The sequence below is a fragment of the Pararhizobium polonicum genome (genome assembly GCF_001687365.1).
Lineage (GTDB): Bacteria > Pseudomonadota > Alphaproteobacteria > Rhizobiales > Rhizobiaceae > Pararhizobium > Pararhizobium polonicum.
The window spans coordinates 511831-528352 of the sequence record NZ_LGLV01000004.1; the positions used below are offsets into that span (position 1 = coordinate 511831).

At 63.6% G+C, this 16522-nt stretch carries 12 protein-coding genes; 2 read left to right on the forward strand and 10 right to left on the reverse strand.

Annotated features, from left to right (window positions below; all coding sequences use genetic code 11):
* Positions 1–192: 192 nt before the first annotated feature.
* The 5 genes from iolE to ADU59_RS04210 form a co-directional block, all read right to left on the reverse strand.
* Complete coding sequence (iolE, locus tag ADU59_RS04190) at positions 193–1110, reverse strand: myo-inosose-2 dehydratase (protein ID WP_068951940.1); 918 nt, start codon at positions 1108–1110, stop codon at positions 193–195.
* 151 nt (positions 1111–1261) lie between these two features.
* Positions 1262–3112: a 3D-(3,5/4)-trihydroxycyclohexane-1,2-dione acylhydrolase (decyclizing) gene (gene iolD / locus ADU59_RS04195; protein ID WP_068952582.1), complete on the reverse strand. Its 1851-nt coding sequence runs from the start codon at positions 3110–3112 to the stop codon at positions 1262–1264.
* A 179-nt stretch (positions 3113–3291) separates the two neighbouring features.
* Entirely contained in the window at positions 3292–5223 is a 1932-nt protein-coding gene (locus tag ADU59_RS04200; RefSeq protein ID WP_068951942.1) for a bifunctional 5-dehydro-2-deoxygluconokinase/5-dehydro-2-deoxyphosphogluconate aldolase, read from the reverse strand.
* 108 nt (positions 5224–5331) lie between these two features.
* Positions 5332–6189, reverse strand: coding sequence for a MurR/RpiR family transcriptional regulator (locus ADU59_RS04205; RefSeq protein ID WP_068951944.1), 858 nt, complete (start codon positions 6187–6189; stop codon positions 5332–5334).
* A 114-nt stretch (positions 6190–6303) separates the two neighbouring features.
* The gene (locus ADU59_RS04210) at positions 6304–7440 is read right to left on the reverse strand and encodes a Gfo/Idh/MocA family protein (protein WP_068951945.1); all 1137 of its coding nucleotides are present in this window, start codon (positions 7438–7440) and stop codon (positions 6304–6306) included.
* 275 nt (positions 7441–7715) lie between these two features.
* On the opposite strand from ADU59_RS04210, the gene ADU59_RS04215 reads away from it, so the two are divergent.
* A complete protein-coding gene (locus tag ADU59_RS04215) occupies positions 7716–8543 on the forward strand; it encodes a class II glutamine amidotransferase (RefSeq protein WP_068951948.1) in 828 nt (275 codons plus the stop codon).
* Here the strand turns inward: ADU59_RS04215 and coaBC are convergent.
* Positions 8526–9734: a bifunctional phosphopantothenoylcysteine decarboxylase/phosphopantothenate--cysteine ligase CoaBC gene (gene coaBC, locus ADU59_RS04220; protein ID WP_068951950.1), complete on the reverse strand. Its 1209-nt coding sequence runs from the start codon at positions 9732–9734 to the stop codon at positions 8526–8528. The genes ADU59_RS04215 and coaBC overlap by 18 nt on opposite strands.
* 83 nt (positions 9735–9817) lie before the next feature.
* On the reverse strand, positions 9818–10240 hold the full coding sequence (locus ADU59_RS04225) for a MerR family transcriptional regulator (protein ID WP_068951952.1): 423 nt from the start codon (positions 10238–10240) through the stop codon (positions 9818–9820).
* 85 nt (positions 10241–10325) lie between these two features.
* Between ADU59_RS04225 and ADU59_RS04230 the strand changes: the two genes are divergently transcribed.
* Positions 10326–12596 carry a heavy metal translocating P-type ATPase gene (locus ADU59_RS04230; protein ID WP_068951954.1) on the forward strand — a complete coding sequence of 757 codons (2271 nt, stop codon included), beginning with the start codon at positions 10326–10328 and terminating at the stop codon, positions 12594–12596.
* A gap of 150 nt (positions 12597–12746) precedes the next feature.
* Here the strand turns inward: ADU59_RS04230 and ADU59_RS04235 are convergent, their stop codons facing one another.
* The 3 genes from ADU59_RS04235 to ADU59_RS04245 all read right to left on the reverse strand — a co-directional run bounded on the left by ADU59_RS04235 (position 12747) and on the right by ADU59_RS04245 (position 16505).
* A complete protein-coding gene (locus ADU59_RS04235) occupies positions 12747–13214 on the reverse strand; it encodes a nucleoside deaminase (protein ID WP_068951955.1) in 468 nt (155 codons plus the stop codon).
* Between the two features lie 79 nt (positions 13215–13293).
* Positions 13294–15240: a MacB family efflux pump subunit gene (locus ADU59_RS04240; RefSeq protein ID WP_068951958.1), complete on the reverse strand. Its 1947-nt coding sequence runs from the start codon at positions 15238–15240 to the stop codon at positions 13294–13296.
* 11 nt (positions 15241–15251) lie between these two features.
* Positions 15252–16505 carry an efflux RND transporter periplasmic adaptor subunit gene (locus ADU59_RS04245; RefSeq protein ID WP_068951960.1) on the reverse strand — a complete coding sequence of 418 codons (1254 nt, stop codon included), beginning with the start codon at positions 16503–16505 and terminating at the stop codon, positions 15252–15254.
* Between the last annotated feature and the right edge of the window lie 17 nt (positions 16506–16522).

The window sequence follows — 16522 nt, forward strand, 5'->3', positions numbered from 1 at the left end:
GGCTACGCCTCACGGGGCTTACTATCCTCTCCCGCAAGGGGAGAGGAAGGGTGCCACAAGCGCGGGCCTGTGATTGTGGCACCGGAAATGCCGCGGTCCTACCTCTCCCCTTGCGGGAGAGGATACGAAGGCCGGGTGAACGCTAGTGAACCCTTGGCCGAAGTTGGTGAGGGGTGAAGCCCCCCATCGACATCACCCCTTGGGAAACCCTTCCGTTTCCACCGTATAGCCCGCGGAAGTCATGACGCGCATCAGTTCGACATGGCCGATCTCCGCCATCTTCTGCGGCGGCGACTTGCGCGGATCCTGCTCGGCCTCGACGACGAACCAGCCTTCATAGCCATAGTCGGCGAAACGCTGGACGATGGCGCCGAAATCGAGCGAGCCGTCGCCCGGCACCGTAAAGGCCCCGAGCGCCACGGCATCGAGGAAGGATTGCCTGCTGCGATCCAGACCACTGACAACCGCCTGACGGATGTCCTTCACATGCACATGGTTGATGCGGGCATGGTGGTTGTCGATGGCGCGCAGCACGTCACCGCCGGCAAAAGCCAGATGGCCGGCATCCAAAAGCAGCGGAATGCCCTCACCCGAATTCTTCATGAATGCGTCGAGTTCCGGCTCTGTTTCCACGACGGCGGCCATGTGGTGATGGTAGGACAGCGGCATGCCCTGATCGGCGCACCATTCGCCGAATTCGGTGACGCGGCGGGCATAGGCCTTCATCTCGTCATCGCCCAGGCGCGGCTTGGTGGCGAGCGGCTTGGAGCGGTCGCCCTGGATCGAACGGCCGACTTCGCCATAGACGATGCAGGGCGCGTTGACGGCCTTGAACAGCTCGATCATCGGTGCGATGCGGTCCTTGTTGGCCGACAGTTCCTCATCGACCAGCGTGCCGGAGAACCAGCCGCCGCAGAGCGTCACGTCGGCGGCGCGCAGGATCGGCAGCATTTCATTCGGATTGTTCGGAAAGCGGCGCCCCTGCTCCATGCCGGTGAAACCGGCGCTGCGCGACTGGCGCAGGCATTCCTCGAGCGACACGTCGTCGCTGAGTTCGGGAAGGTCGTCGTTCCACCAGGCGATGGGCGACATGCCAAGTTTGGCTTTCATGAAAATTCTCCCTGGAGGAAGGCGACCGGCCTTCCTTATCATCCAATATTCCCGTCGTCCCCGGCGGGGCCTCGCGGCTGGATCCTCGGGTCAAGCCCGAAGATGACGGCGTTGCTTAGCCCGCGAATGACGGCGTTTGTGATTGCCCGTCCTAACCGATACGCTGGGACGCGAGCGCCTTTTCGTAGCCCTTGCGGGCCTCGTTGACTTCAGGCCGGACGGAGACTTCCGGCACCGCCACATCCCACCAGTTGCCGCCCTCGTCCGTGGTGATCAGCGGATCGGTATCGATGACGATGACGGTGGTGCGGTTTTCGCCGGCGGTTTCCTTCAGCGCGATTTCCAGCTCGCCGATCGAGGCGACCTTGCGGGTCAAGGCCCCCATCGCGGCGGCATGCCCGGCGAAGTCGATGGCCGGCAGCGTGACGTGATGAGTGTCGCGGAGCAGGTTGTTGAAGTTGGCGCCGCCGGTTGCCATCTGCAGCCGGTTGATGCAGCCGTAGCCGGCATTGTCGAGCAGCACGATGGTGATCTTGGCGCCGAGCATGATCGACGAGGCGATCTCGGCATTCAGCATCATGTAGCTGCCGTCGCCGACCATGACGATGACGTCGCTGTCGGGCTTGGCCAGCTTGACGCCGAGACCGCCGGCCACTTCGTAGCCCATGGTCGAGAAGCCGTATTCCATGTGATAGCTGCCGGGCGTTTCCGCCTGCCAGAGCTTGTGCAATTCGCCGGGCAGACCACCGGCGGCGCAGACGAGCGTGGTGTTTTCCTTGCGGGCGCGCTGAACGGCGCCGATCACCTGGGCGTCGGACGGCAGCGCCGCATTGGTCGCCGCGGTCGCCTTGTCTGCTGCCTTCAGCCATTCGGCCTTGCCGTCCACCGCCTTCTTCGTCCAGGCGGCATCGACCTTGTGCGAACCGAGGCCGGCGCTCAGCGCATCGAGGCCAACACGGGCGTCAGACACCAGCGGCAGGGCCTCATGCTTGGCAGCGTCGAAGGCCTGGGTGTTGAGGCCGATGATCTTCAAGTTATCGTTCCTGAACAGCGACCAGGAACCGGTGGTGAAATCCTGCAGGCGCGAGCCGACGGCGAGTACCACATCGGCATCCTCGGCCATCTGATTGGACGCCGACGTGCCGGTGACACCGACCGAGCCCATGTTGAGCGGATGGCTGTGCGGCAGCGACGATTTTCCGGCCTGGGTCTCGACCACAGGAATGCCATGCCTTTCCGCGAAGGCGGCAAGCGTCTTGCTGGCTTCGGAATAAAGCACGCCGCCACCGGAAATGATCACCGGCTTTTTGGCAGCCTTCAGCGCTGTTATCGCATGCGCCAGTTCGTCCGCATCCGGATGCAAGCGGCGGGTGGTCCAGACCTTTTCGTCGAAGAAGTTTTCCGGATAGTCATAGGCCTCCGCCTGCACATCCTGGCAGAGCGACAGCGTCACCGGGCCGCAATCGGCGGGATCGGTCAGCACCTGCATGGCGCGGCGCAGGGCCGGGATGATCTGTTCGGGCCGAGTGATGCGGTCGAAGTAGCGCGAGACGGGGCGGAAGCAGTCGTTGACGGTCATGGTACCGTCGCCGAAATCCTCAATCTGCTGCAGGACCGGATCGGGGCGGCGATTGGCGAAGACATCGCCGGGCAGAAGCAGGACCGGCAGGCGGTTGACATGGGCAAGGGCGGCCGACGTCACCATGTTGAGCGCGCCGGGGCCGATGGAGGTGGTGCAGGCCATGAAGCGACGGCGGAAGCTCGCCTTGGCGAACGCGATCGCGGCATTGGCCATGCCCTGCTCGTTCTGTGCGCGGTAGGTCGGCAGCGTGTCCTTGATGCCATGCAGCGCCTCGCCGATACCGGCGACATTGCCATGGCCGAAAATGGCAAAGACACCGCCGAAGATCGGCGTCTTCTCGCCGTCGATCACGGTCATCTGCTTCGTGAGAAACCGCGCGACGGCTTGCGCCATGGTCAGGCGAACGGTCTTCTGGCTCATTGTTTCCTCCTCGAACGAGGACATTGCCTCGGTTTTCTACTTCACACCCTCCCCTTGAGGGGGAGGGTCGGACCGCAGGTCCGGGGTGGGGTGACTTCCACGACACCCAACGGATCACCCCCACCCGCAGCTTCGCTGCGACCTCCCCCCTCAAGGGGGAGGTGGTGCTCACCGACCGATCAAGCCGCCTTCGTCTCCGCCAACCCGAGCCACAGGTTCACCAGCGCCTCGAACCTGCCCGCCATATCGGCGATCGCCTGTTCGTCGCTGATCTCATCCGCAAGCCAGGACTTGGCTGCGTCTGCAAAGATCGTCCGGCCGACGGCAAAGCCCTTGACCGTCTTCGACGAACGCGCCGCCGCAAAACCTTCCTTCAAAGCCTCGTAAGGCGCCTCCAGCCCCAGCAGAACGACGCCACGGCAGAGCGGGTCGCGTTTCTCGATGACGGCATCGATCGCAGCCCAGGCCGCGCGGCTTGCCTGCGGCTCGAGCTTCCACCAATCGGGTTTCAGACCGGCATCGTAGAGTTCGTTGAGCGCACGCGGGATCGTGTTGTCATCGAGCGTACCATGCTTGCCGGCAATGATCTCGATCAGGATTTCACGGCCGACTTTTCGCGCCGCCTCGAAGGCGGAGCGCAGCTTGGCGATCTGAGTGGCCTTCATCTCAGCCGGATCATCCGGATGGAAGAAGCTCAGGACCTTGATGCAGTGATCCACCGGCCATTCGATGAGCCGACTACCGAGATCCTGGCTGAACTCGAACTGCAGCGGCCGCGAGCCCGGAAGCTCGATCGGCTTGCCGATCCAGAAATTCTTGTTGACCGCAAACAGGGCGTCGCGGCCGTACTTGTCATCGATCAGCATGCCGAAGCCGGGGCGGCCGTTGGCGATACGTTCGGCGGCCTTGACGGCGAGAACCTTGAAGGCCGGGATGCGGGCGAGAAGCTCGGCATTGCCACCAGCCAGATCTTCCAGCTGGCTGCGATGATCGATGGCCAGCGCCATCAGTTGCGGAATTTCGCGGCGACGGGTGGTTGCCCAGTGAACGTGGTTGATCGCCTCGTCCTTGCGCAGCGCCTTTTCGGTGCTGCCATTTTCAAGGAAGAACTGCAGCTCGGTCCAGGTCGGAATTTCCGGCGCGCAGAGCAGGCGGGACACGGCGAAGGCACCGCAGGCATTGGCCCAGGTGGCGGAGGTCGCGTGCGGCTCGCCCTTCAGCCAGCCGCGCAGGAAACCGGACATGAACGCGTCGCCGGCGCCAAGCACATTGTAGACCTCGATCGGGAAGCCCCTGCCGACGATGCCGTCTTCGAGATTGTCGGAGATCGGGCCGTCATAGACGATGCAGCCCATCGGTCCGCGCTTCAGCACGATCGTTGCTTTGGAATTGGCGCGGATGGTCTTCAGCGCAGTCAGCAGATCGCTGTCGCCCGAGGCAATCAGCACTTCCTCTTCCGTACCGACGATCAGGTCGCAATCGGCGAGCACCGTCTTCAGGTGTGCCGAGACCTTTTCGGAGGCGATATAGCGGTTGTCGCCGGCGTCATGGCCGGCAAGGCCCCAGAGGTTGGGCCGGTAGTCGATATCGAAGACGACCTTGGCGCCGCTTTCCTTGGCGATGCGGATTGCCTTGCGCTGGGCGGCATCCGTATGCGGCTTGGCGAAATGCGTGCCGGTGACGAGGATAGCGCGGGCGGAACGGATGAAGTCTTCCGAGACATCACCTTCGCAGAGCGCGCTATCGGCGCAGTTGTCGCGGTAGAACAGCAGCGGGAAGGAATGATCGCTTTCGACCGCGAGGATGGCCAGTGCCGTCAGACGCTCGGGATCGGTGACGATGCCCCTGGTCTCGACGCCCTCGCGCTCCAGCTGCTCGCGGATGAAGCGGCCCATCTGCTCCTTGCCGACGCGGGTGAGAAGAGCCGACTTCAGGCCGAGGCGGGCCGTGCCGACGGAAATATTGGTCGGGCAGCCGCCAACGGATTTGGCGAAGCTGGCGACGTCCTCAAGACGCGTTCCGATCTGCTGGCCGTAAAGATCGACCGAGGCCCGGCCGATGGTGATGATATCGAGCGGCTTGTCTGCCTGCGTCCCGTTGGTCTGGCTCACTGCTTCCTCCCGGCGGGCGCTTGCGTCGCGCCGACATTTTTATTGGCTGGTGGGGTACCACCTTATGAAACATAAATTCCGTCGTTTCGTCAATATGGAATTTTCATTCTATTCACGTTCTGGAGCATTCCGCCGCCGTTTTTCGGCGACCGCCACCGTCAGCGCCATAGCGAAAGCCATGCTGGCCGAGAGCGAGCGAAAGCCGGCATGATCGGCCTCGACCAGCTCAAACCAGACCTTGGAGGATTCCGCCAGGGGTGAAAATGCCGAATCGGTCAGCGACACGACCGGCACCTTGCGGCTGGCGAGCAGTTTTGCCTGATTGACGCTTTCAGAGGCATAGGGCGAGAAGCTGACGGCGAAGGCGGCGTCTTTCGGCCCCGCCATCGCCAGAATGTCATCATCGACGCCGGCGGCCGTTCCAACCATCTGGTATTTGACCTTCAGCTTGCCGAAGGCATAGGCCATATAGCCGGAAATCGGGTAGGAACGCCGCTTGGCAACCAGATAGATCGTCTCGGCACCGGCCAGGATGTTGACGGCGCGCTCGAATGCCTCCGGATCGACCGACGTGGCGATATTATCGAGCGAGCGATGCGCGGCGGCGACGAAACCGTTAAAGATCGAACCGCTTTCCAGCTTGCTGTGATCATTGCCGCTGAGTGCCCGCAGGCGCTCGTCATAGCCCGGCGTGCGCTCGCGCAGGCGGGCCCGGAAAATCTGCTGCAGGCTGGAGAACCCCTCGAAGCCGAAATGCTGGGCGAAGCGGACGAGCGTCGAGGGCTGCACCTCGGCCGAGGTGGCGATACTCGCCGCCGTGCCAAAGGCGATCTCGTCCGGATTATCAAGCGCATAGGCCGCCACCTGGCGCAGGCGCTTGGGCAAATGCGCCTTGCGCTCCAGGATGATCGTCTTCAGACCGTCAAAGTCCTGCGGGATGACGGTGCTGCTTTCCGTTTCGGCCATGTAAGCGGGTCTCTTTCTGAGTTGACGCTGTCGCCAAACCTTATGCGAGGAATGGATCGAAGAATAGAATATCCATTCCATAATTCCATTTTTCTCACCGTTTCGCAATTCGTCTTAATCGTTGCCGATTCGCACCCATTCATTGGTCTTGGCCGATTGATAGGTCGCCGAGACCACTTTCTGAACTTCGAAACCTTCACGGAAATCGGTTCCGGGTCTGGTGCCCGCCGCGATTGCGGCCAGGAATTCGTTCGCCTCGATGGCCTTCAGGTCGTTGAAACCGATCTGGTGGCCGGGCGCAACGCAGAATGCGCCGTAGGGCGGATGCTCGGGGCCGGCCCAGATGGTGCGGTAGCCCCGGCTGCGGATATCGTCGCCGGCCAACCAGAGCTTCAGTTCGTTCATCCGCTCCTGCGTGAAGACGATGCTGCCCTTGGAGCCGTAGATCTCGAAATCATGCTGCATCTTGCGGCCGGTAGCACTCCAGTTGGCTTCGAAGCTGCCGGTGGCACCGCTTTCGAACCGCACGAAAGCGCGAGTGATGTCATCGACCTCGACGGCCCGCATCTCGCTCGATCCGCGAGCAACCGGCCGTTCCGGAACCTGGATGATGGTTTCGGCCAGAACCGAGGTGATCGGGCCGACCAGATGACGCAGCGAGGCGATGATATGGCTGCCGATATCAGCCAGCGCGCCGCCGCCGCTCTTCGGGTCGAGACGCCAGCCCCAGGGGGCGGATGCATCCATCATGAAGTCTTCGGCGTGAATGCCGCGCACCGAGCGGATTTCGCCGATCTCGCCGCTTTCGATCAGATCCTTGGCCAGGAAGATCATCGGGTTCTTCAGGTAGTTGAAGCCGACCTGCGTCACCACACCGGCTTTTTCCGCGGCGGCGACCATCTCGGCGCATTCCGCCACGGTCGGAGCCAGCGGCTTCTCGCAATAGACATGCTTGCCGTGGGCGATGGCGGCCAGCGCCATCTCCTTGTGCAGAAGATTGGGCGTGGTGATGTCGATGATGTCGATATCCGGATCGGTCAGAAGCGTGCGCCAGTCGTCCGTCGCCTTGCGGAAACCGAGGTTGCGGCGAGCCTTTTCCGCGCCGTCGAGCGAGACGTCGGCGACGGATACCAGATCGAGATCGAACGGTTGATCGAAAACCCGTGCAGCGATCGTAAAGCCCAGTGCATGGGCCTTGCCCATGAAACCCGTTCCGATCAAGCCTACGCCGATTCTGCGTTTGCCACTCATGCCTGCACTCCTCCCATAGCCGCGACACGCGGCTTTCGCGCAGAATGAAATGAATTGTGCAAACTTTGTCAATATGGAATGTTTATTCGAATATTTATACACCTCCGTTCCAAAGGGAACAGATCGCACCGTCAAAAATCGCTAGCGTGACCGGCAAGATGTGAAAATGATGCCGTTCGTTAACGTATTTTTACCATGTTCGGCCGGATTATCGGACCGTATTATGGTTAATGAACCATCAAGGCGGGCTATCCCCGCGATCCGGAGTATCCTTCATGTGCCGCTGGGCAGCCTATCGCGGAGAGCCGCTTTATCTGGAAGAGCTGGTATCGTCTCCGGCGCATTCCCTGATCGAGCAGTCCCATTGCGCCACCCGGGCCAAGACCGCCACCAACGGCGACGGTTTCGGCATCGCCTGGTACGGCGACCATCCGGAACCCGGCCGCTACCGCGATATCCTGCCCGCCTGGTCGGACTGCAACCTCAAAAGCATCGCCCGGCAGATCCGCTCACCGCTGTTTCTCGCCCATGTGCGGGCCGCGACCGGTGGGGGCACGCGGCGCGACAATTGCCATCCCTTCGTGCACGGGCGCTGGAGCTTCATGCACAACGGCCAGATCGGCGATTTCGACACGCTGCGCCGGCCGATGGAGGCCATGCTCGACAACGATCTCTACAGCGCCCGCACCGGCACCACCGATAGCGAACTGCTGTTCCTTCTGGCGCTGCAATTCGGCCTGGAGCATGATCCGCTGGGGGCGATTGCCGAGACATTGGCCTTCGTCGAGCGTCTGGCGGAGCATCTGGAGCGCGAAGTCCTGGTGCGCTTCACCGCGGCACTTTCGGACGGCCATGATCTCTACGCCGTGCGCTATGCCTCGGACTGGAAGGCGCCGACGCTTTATGCAGCGCCGATGGGACCGAGCGGCGGTTACTGCCTCGTTTCCGAACCGCTCAACGACGACGACAACACCTGGGTGGAGATCCCTGACGGGACCGCCGTCATCGTCGGTGAAAACGGCGTCGACGTCCGCCTGTTCGGAACAGCGGGGGCTGCCCCGGACACCTCCCGCATGGCGCGGATGTCATCCGGAAAAATGTGAGGCAATCAGCCGGCCGAGCCGTTCGGCGACCGCCTGCTTGTCCATCTCCGGCCAGTCCTCGTCGCCGGATTTTCCGATCACCTTCACCGTGTTGCGGTCACCGCCCATGATGCCGGTATGGGGCGAAACGTCATTGGCAAGGATATAATCCGCGCCCTTGCGCTCCAGTTTCGAGCGGCCGTTTTCGGCGACATTCTGCGTTTCCGCCGCAAAGCCGACGACCAGTTTCGGGCGTTTGGCATGATGGCCGACGGTCTTCAGGATATCCGGGTTTTCGGTGAGCAGCAGCGGCGGCGGCGCTTCGCCGGGCTTTTTCTTGATCTTGTTGCCGGCGGCCGTCGCCACCCGCCAGTCGGCGACGGCTGCGACCATCACCGCGATATCGGCGGGCAGCGCCGCAAGGACGGCATCGCGCATCTCCTCGGCCCGCTCGACATGGATGACGACGACACCTTTCGGATCAGGGATCGTCACCGGCCCGCTGACCAGCGTCACATCCGCGCCGAGGCGGGCAAGTTCGGCAGCGATGGCATGGCCCTGCTTGCCGGAAGAACGATTGGCAATGTAGCGCACCGGATCGATCGGCTCATGCGTCGGACCGGAGGTAACGATCGCCTTCCTGCCGGCCAGCGGTTTCGGGCCCGTGTCGAGCAGCGCTTCGGCCGCGGCGGCAATATCCAGCGGTTCGGCCATCCGGCCCTCGCCCTTCTCACCACTTTCAGCCATCTCGCCGGAGGATGGGCCGATGAAACGGATGCCGTCGGCAACCAGCGTCGCGTGGTTGCGGCGGGTGGCGGCATGCGACCACATCTTCGGGTTCATGGCGGGTGCGGCAAGCACCGGTTTGTCCGTCGCCAGCAGGACGGTCGAAGCAAGATCATCGGCAAGGCCGTTGGCCATCTTCGCCATCAGGTCGGCGGTGGCAGGCGCGATGACAATCAGGTCACAATCGCGGGCCAGCCGGATATGCCCGACATCCTGCTCGTCCTCGCGGGAAAACAGCTCGGTAAACACCTTGTCGGCCGCCAGAGCGCCGACGGCCAGCGGCGTGACGAAGGCCTGCGCGCCTGCCGTCATCACCGGGCGGACGGCAGCGCCGCGCTCGCGCAGGCGGCGGATGAGATCGAGGCTCTTGTAGGCCGCGATACCGCCGGAAATGATGAGGAGGATGCGTTTTCCCTGAAGCGTCATGACGATCCGTCTTTGTGTGTTCTGTGCGGTGACCGTAGCCGAGCCGCATGGTGCGCGCAATCTGCAGCAGCCCGATGCCCCGATCAGTGCGCGTGATGCATGCACTCGGCATGATCGGCAAGCACCTCGATGACCCGGCATTGATCGACCCGGCCATGGCCGCAGCCTTCGACCATCATCTCCAGCTCCGCCTTGAGCGCCGTCAGGCTGCGGATGCGCTGCTCGACGTCAGCGAGCCGCGCCTTGGCAATGGCATCGGCGGAGGCGCAAGGCTGCAGGGGATTGTCCTGCAGGCTGAGCAGCGTACGGATCGCCTCGACCTCGAAGCCGAGTTCGCGGGCGTGGCGGATGAAGGTCAGGCGGCTGAGGTCCGATGGCTCATAGGCGCGCTGATTGCCTTCACTGCGGCTGGGCGCCCGCAGCAGGCCGATGCCTTCATAATAGCGGATCGTCGGCACCTTGACGCCGCTTTGGCGGGCCGCCTCGCCGATGGTAATCTTTTTCATGAATTTTCCTCTTGCACCTCTAGTCGCTAGAGGATGTAGGAAAGATGCTTCAGTTTGACAAGCAAGCGCACACAGGAAGCGGATCATGACAGAGGCGATACAGACACGGTACCGGGTGGAAGGCATGGATTGCGCCTCCTGCGCGGCAAAGATCGACACGGCCGTCCGGCGCATGCCGGGTGTCAGCGACGTTTCGGTCTCGGTGACCGCCGGCACCATGACCGTCAATCATGACGATGCGAGCGACCTTGCCGCCATTGCAAAGAAGGTAACCGGCCTTGGCTATTCGGTCTCGCAGCTGGCGGGCAAGGCGGCGACGACGGCTGTCGAAGACACGCATGCGGGATGCGGCCATGATCACGGCACGGACGGCCACGCGCATGCGGATCACGATCATGCCCGCCATGACCACGCTGGACATGACCACGCCAAGCAGGCCGGGGCGGCCGAAATCGAAGGTTTTCACGGACACGACCATGGCCCGGCGACCGGCCCCTGGTGGGCGAGCAAAAAGGGCAAGCTGACGATCCTGTCGGGTGCGGCGCTTGTCGTCGCCTATGCGATCGGTCATCTCGTGCCTTCGATCGCGTCTTACATCTTCGTTGCCGCGATGCTGATCGGGCTCATCCCGATCGCGCGCCGGGCGATCATGGCCGCCATGGCGGGCACGCCGTTTTCGATCGAGATGCTGATGACCATCGCGGCCGTCGGCGCCGTCATCATCGATGCCGGCGAAGAGGCCGCCGCCGTGGTTTTCCTTTTCCTGGTCGGCGAGCTTCTCGAGGGTGTGGCGGCGGGCAAGGCGCGTCAAAGCATCCAGTCGCTAACGGCGCTGGTGCCGAAGGAGGCGCTGCTTGAGGTCGATGGGCAGACACGTTCGGTTCCGGCCGAAAGCCTTGCCGTTGGCGCGGTTATCCTGGTTCGCCCCGGCGACCGGGTCTCCGCAGATGGCGTGATCCTGTCGGGTGAAAGCGCCATCGACGAAGCGCCGGTGACGGGCGAAAGCACGCCGGTGCGCAAGGGCGTCGACGACAAGGTCTTTGCCGGCACGATCAATGGCGATGCCGCCTTGCGGGTCCGGGTCACGGCGGCCGCCGCCGACAACACCATTGCCCGCGTCGTCAAGCTGGTCGAGGAAGCGCAGGAATCCAAGGCGCCGACCGAGCGTTTCATCGACCGGTTCTCGCGCTATTACACGCCCGGCGTCGTCATCGTCGGTGCGCTGGTTGCGATTATTCCGCCGCTGTTTCTGGGCGGCGCGTGGAGTGAGTGGGTCTACAAGGGGCTTGCCATTCTCTTGATCGGCTGCCCCTGCGCGCTGGTGATCTCGACGCCGGCGGCGATTGCCGCCTCGCTTTCGGCAGGAGCGCGGCGCGGTCTGCTGCTCAAGGGCGGCGCCGTGCTGGAAACGCTCGGTACGATCACCGCGGTGGCGCTGGACAAGACCGGCACGCTGACCGAGGGCAAACCCAAGGTCACCGACATCATCAGCTTCGGCCATTCTGAAACCGAGGTCCTGACTTTTGCGGCGGCGCTCGAAACCGGATCGAGCCATCCGCTGGCCAAGGCGATCCTCGACCGGGCCGCCACCGACAAGATAACCATTCCCTCCGTATCCGATGCCAAGGCGCTGGGCGGCAAGGGCGTAACGGCGACCGTGGACGGCAAGGCGGTCTTCCTCGGATCGCCACAGGCGGCCGGCGATCGTGTGGCGCTGTCGGCCGAGCAGGCGGCACAGATCACCGCGCTGAATGACGAGGGCAAGACGGTGTCCGTGCTGATCATCGGCGAGACACTGGCGGGCGCCATCGCCATGCGCGACGAGCCGCGTGCGGATGCGAAATCCGGACTGAAGGCGCTGACGGATGCTGGCGTAAAGATCGTCATGCTGACCGGCGACAACAAGCGGACCGCAACGGCGATCGGCAAGCAGCTGGGCATCGAGGTTCGCGCCGAACTGATGCCGGAAGACAAGCAGCGGATCGTTGGCGAACTGAAGCAGCAGGGTTTTGTCGTCGCCAAGGTCGGTGACGGGATCAACGACGCGCCAGCACTGGCGGCGGCCGATATCGGCATTGCCATGGGCGGCGGCACCGATGTGGCACTGGAGACCGCGGACGCCGCCGTGCTTCACGGCCGGGTCGGCGATGTCGCTCAGATGATCGACCTGTCGAAGCGAACGATGGGCAATATCCGCCAGAACATCACCATTGCGCTGGGCTTGAAGGCCGTGTTCCTGGTGACGACGATTGCCGGCATTACCGGGCTCTGGCCGGCGATCCTTGCCGATACGGGTGCGACCGTGCTGGTAACGATCAATGCGCTGAGGCTGCTGGCGCCAGTGCGGAACGCTTGAGTTGTTTTGGGGTGGCGGGTGCTCATCGCCACGCCCCTCATCCGCCCCCCTTCCAACAATGAGTGGCGGGCACCTTCTCCCCGTCATGACGGGGAGAAAGACCAAGCCGCATACTCCTGTCGTCCCCTCTCCCGCGAGCGGGGAGGCGGATTACCCCTCCTGCATCTCCCGCCATAGATCATAAAGATCGGCCTCGCCCTGCGGCCGCACCGGATGGTAGGCAAAACTCATCTGCTGTTTGGCCAAGGGTTTTCTGAGGTCGTCATAGAGCACAGCCGAAGTCAGCCCGTAAGGTGCACCGTCCTCGTTGGAATAGGCGTAGAAAATATCGGTGATGCCGGCAAGACGCATGGCGGCGAGGCACATCGGGCATGGGTGGCCGCTGGCGTACATGGTGGCGCCCTTCAGGATGGGCGAATGGCGCTTGATGGCCGCCGCGCGCACGGCGAGAATTTCGGCATGGGACGTCGGGTCATGCGTTTCCACCACACCGTTGACGCCGTGGGCGACGACCTCGCCATCCATGACCAACACGGCACCGAACGGGCGTCCGCCTCTGCGGACATTCTCGCGGGCAAGCGCGATGGCCTCGGTCATGAAGCGATCTGCGTCCGACATTGGGCTCCCTCCTGTTTCGCTTGCACCAGTGGAAACGATCAGAAGACGGGCGTCAACCGGGAGGGAGCTGGACCAGTGATCAGGTCGAGGCCAGCGCCACGGCGGGCTGCAGGCGCGAGGCGTTGTAGGCCGGCAGATAACCGAAGACGAGGCCGGTGAGGAAGGCGCTGCCGAAGGCAAGGATGACCGGCCCCGGCGCAAAGCTGACGGCGATGCCGAAGGCCTGCGCCACCGCGCCGATACTCAAGCCCAATCCCACGCCGATCAGGCCACCGAGGGCGGAGACGACCAGCGCCTCGACGATGAACTGCGTGAGGATATCGCGGCCGCGCGCGCCCGTTGCCATGCGGATGCCGATCTCGCGGGTGCGCTCGGTGACGGAGACCAGCATGATGTTCATCACGCCGATACCGCCGACCAGCAGCGAGATCGCCGCGATGGAGCCGAGGAATATCTTCAGGATGTTGGAGGTTTCGGTAAACGCCTCGCGGATCGCCGCGAGATTGGTGATCTGCGTATCCTGCCGCTTGTGGCGCTCGTCGAGCAGAGCCTGAATCTGATCCTGCGTCACGTTGATGGCGCTGTCGTCTTTCACCTGCACGGTGATCGAACGGACGTTGCGCGCGCCGAACAGGCGCAGATTGCCGGTCGAGAGCGGCACCAGAACCGTGTCGTCCTGGTCGTTGCCGCCGGCGGTTGCCCCCTTTTTCGACATGATGCCGATCACCTGGAAGGGGATGTTCTTGATGAGGATATACTGGCCGAGCGGATCGGCACCGTCGGGAAACAGCGTGTCGGCAACCGTCCGCCCCAGAACGGCGACGGTCGAATAGGCATCCATGTCCGATTTTTCGAGAAAGGCGCCATCCTCCACCGCCCACGACTTGGCCTCGGGGAACTGCGGCACCGTGCCGTTGACGGTGGTCTGCGTATCGAGATTGCCGACGCGCACGGTGAGAGAACTCGACATTTCCGGCACGGCAAAGCTGATGTTTGGCAGGTTGAGAATGGCGTCGGCATCGGACGGGATCAGCGAGACGATGCTGCCCCCCTCACCGCCGCGGAAATTGGCCATGTTGGGCCGCACCACAAGAAGATTGGACCCCATGGCCGCGATGCGGCTCAAGACGGAATCCTGCGCGCCCGTGCCGATCGCCAGCATGGCGACGACGGAGCTGACGCCGATGACGATGCCGAGCAGCGTCAGGATGGTGCGGAACAGATTGGCTCTGAGCGCGCGCAACGACATGCGCACGGCCTCCGCCACATCGGTAACGATGGCGGCCTTGCCGGCGGCGCGTGCCGCAAGCGTCGGCTTGCTGCGGCCGATCCGCCGGATATTGCCCGGGATGCGGTCGGCGACGATCAGGCCGTCGCTGATCTCAATGACGCGGTCGGCGGATTCGGCCAGTTCCGGCGCATGGGTGATGATGATGACCGTATGGCCCTCATCGTTCATCTGGCGCAGCGTCGCCATCACCTCCTTGCCGCTCTGGCTGTCGAGCGCACCGGTCGGCTCGTCGGCGAGGATGATCTGGCCGCCGTTCATCAAGGCGCGGGCGATCGAGACACGCTGCTGCTGGCCGCCGGACAGCTGGTTGGGCAGATGATCCAGGCGGTCGCCAAGCCGCAGCGAGCGCAGCAGGGTTTCCGCCCGTTCGCGCCGGTCCCGCGCCGGCATGCCGGCATAGATGGCGGGGATCTCGACGTTTTCCTGCGCGGTCGCGGTCGGCACCAGATTGTAGCTCTGAAAGACGAAGCCGAACATCTGCCGGCGGCGCGATGCCAGTTCGTCGGCGTTCAGACCCGATACGTCCTCGCCTTCGAGCAGATAGCGGCCGCCGGTCGGCGTATCGAGGCAGCCGAGGATGTTCATCAGCGTCGACTTGCCCGAGCCGGACGCACCGACGATGGCGACGAACTCGCCCGGCTGGATATCCAGGGAGACGCCGCGCAACACCTCGACGGCCACGTCGCCGTTGACGAAGGTCTTGCGGATATTCTGGAGCGAGATGAGCGCGGTCATGGCAAGCGCCCCTAGAACATCGGCGGCGGCATGTTGCGCCGCGAATTGGAACGGCCGGAAGACGCGGCCTTGTCCGCCGAGCCCGTTCCGACCACCACGGCATCGTTCTCGTCGAGCCCCCCGGTGATCTCGACGCGAACACGGTTACGGATGCCGGTCTCGACCTTGCGGGTTTCGCGGGCGCCGGACGCGGTGACCACCGTGACTTCGCCGGACTTGCGATCGGCACCCTGGCGAACGGCGGCGACAGGGACCGTCAGCACGTTTTCGGCCGACGACTGAACGAAAAAGACCTGCGCCGTCATGTTCATCATCAACGTGCCTTCGGGATTGGGCACGTCGAACAGCGCGTAGTAGAGGACGACGTTGTTTTCGGTCGCGGGCGTCGGCTGGATCTGGCGCAGGGTGCCGGGATAGCGCTTGCCCGGCTGCCCGAGCAGCGTGAAATAGGCATTCATCCCCACCTTCAGCTTGCCGACATCGGCTTCCGACACCTGTGCCTCGACCGTCATGGTCGAGAGGTCGCCGATGGTGACGATGGTCGGGGCCGTCTGGTTGGCGTTGAGCGTCTGGCCTTCCTTGGCGGATGTATTGACGATGGTGCCGGTCATCGGCGCATAGATCTTGGTATAACCGAGACTGATGCGCGCATCCTTCAGCGTCGCCTGCTGTTTGCGGATCTGGGCTTTCAGCGCATCGACATTGGCCTCGGCCGTCGCCAGCGCCGCGATCGCCGCGTCAAGCGCCGACTGCGCCGCGCCATTGCCGGCCACGAGCGCGCGCTGGCGCGTCAGGGTGGCGGCGGACAGCACAACCTGCGCCGTCTTGTCGATCATCTGGGCCTGGAGATTGGCGATCTCGGCGTCGGCGATCTCGATCTGCGTCTCGATCGACGCGCTGTCGATCTCGGCGATCAGCTGCCCCTGCTTGACGCTGTCGCCGATCTCGACCTTGAGGCTTTTCAGCTGGCCGGAAACCTGGGCGCCGACATCGACATCCTTGATCGGGCTCAAGAGACCCGAGGCCGTCACGCTGTTTTCGATGTCACCGCGAACCGGCGTTTCGGTCACGACGGCGTCGGTGGTGCTCTGCTTTCCGTAGGTCGACCAGCCGTACCAGCCGGCGGCGGCAACCAGAACCAGGGCAGACAGGATCAGCCATCGCCTTCCCGACCGGGTCCGCTTTTTCGGCAGCGGTGCGGGCTGGACGACGGGTGTCTCAGCCGCTTCGATCGCGGGTGGCATTTTTCGGGTGGCATCCGCCATTCAAACATCTCTCAAAT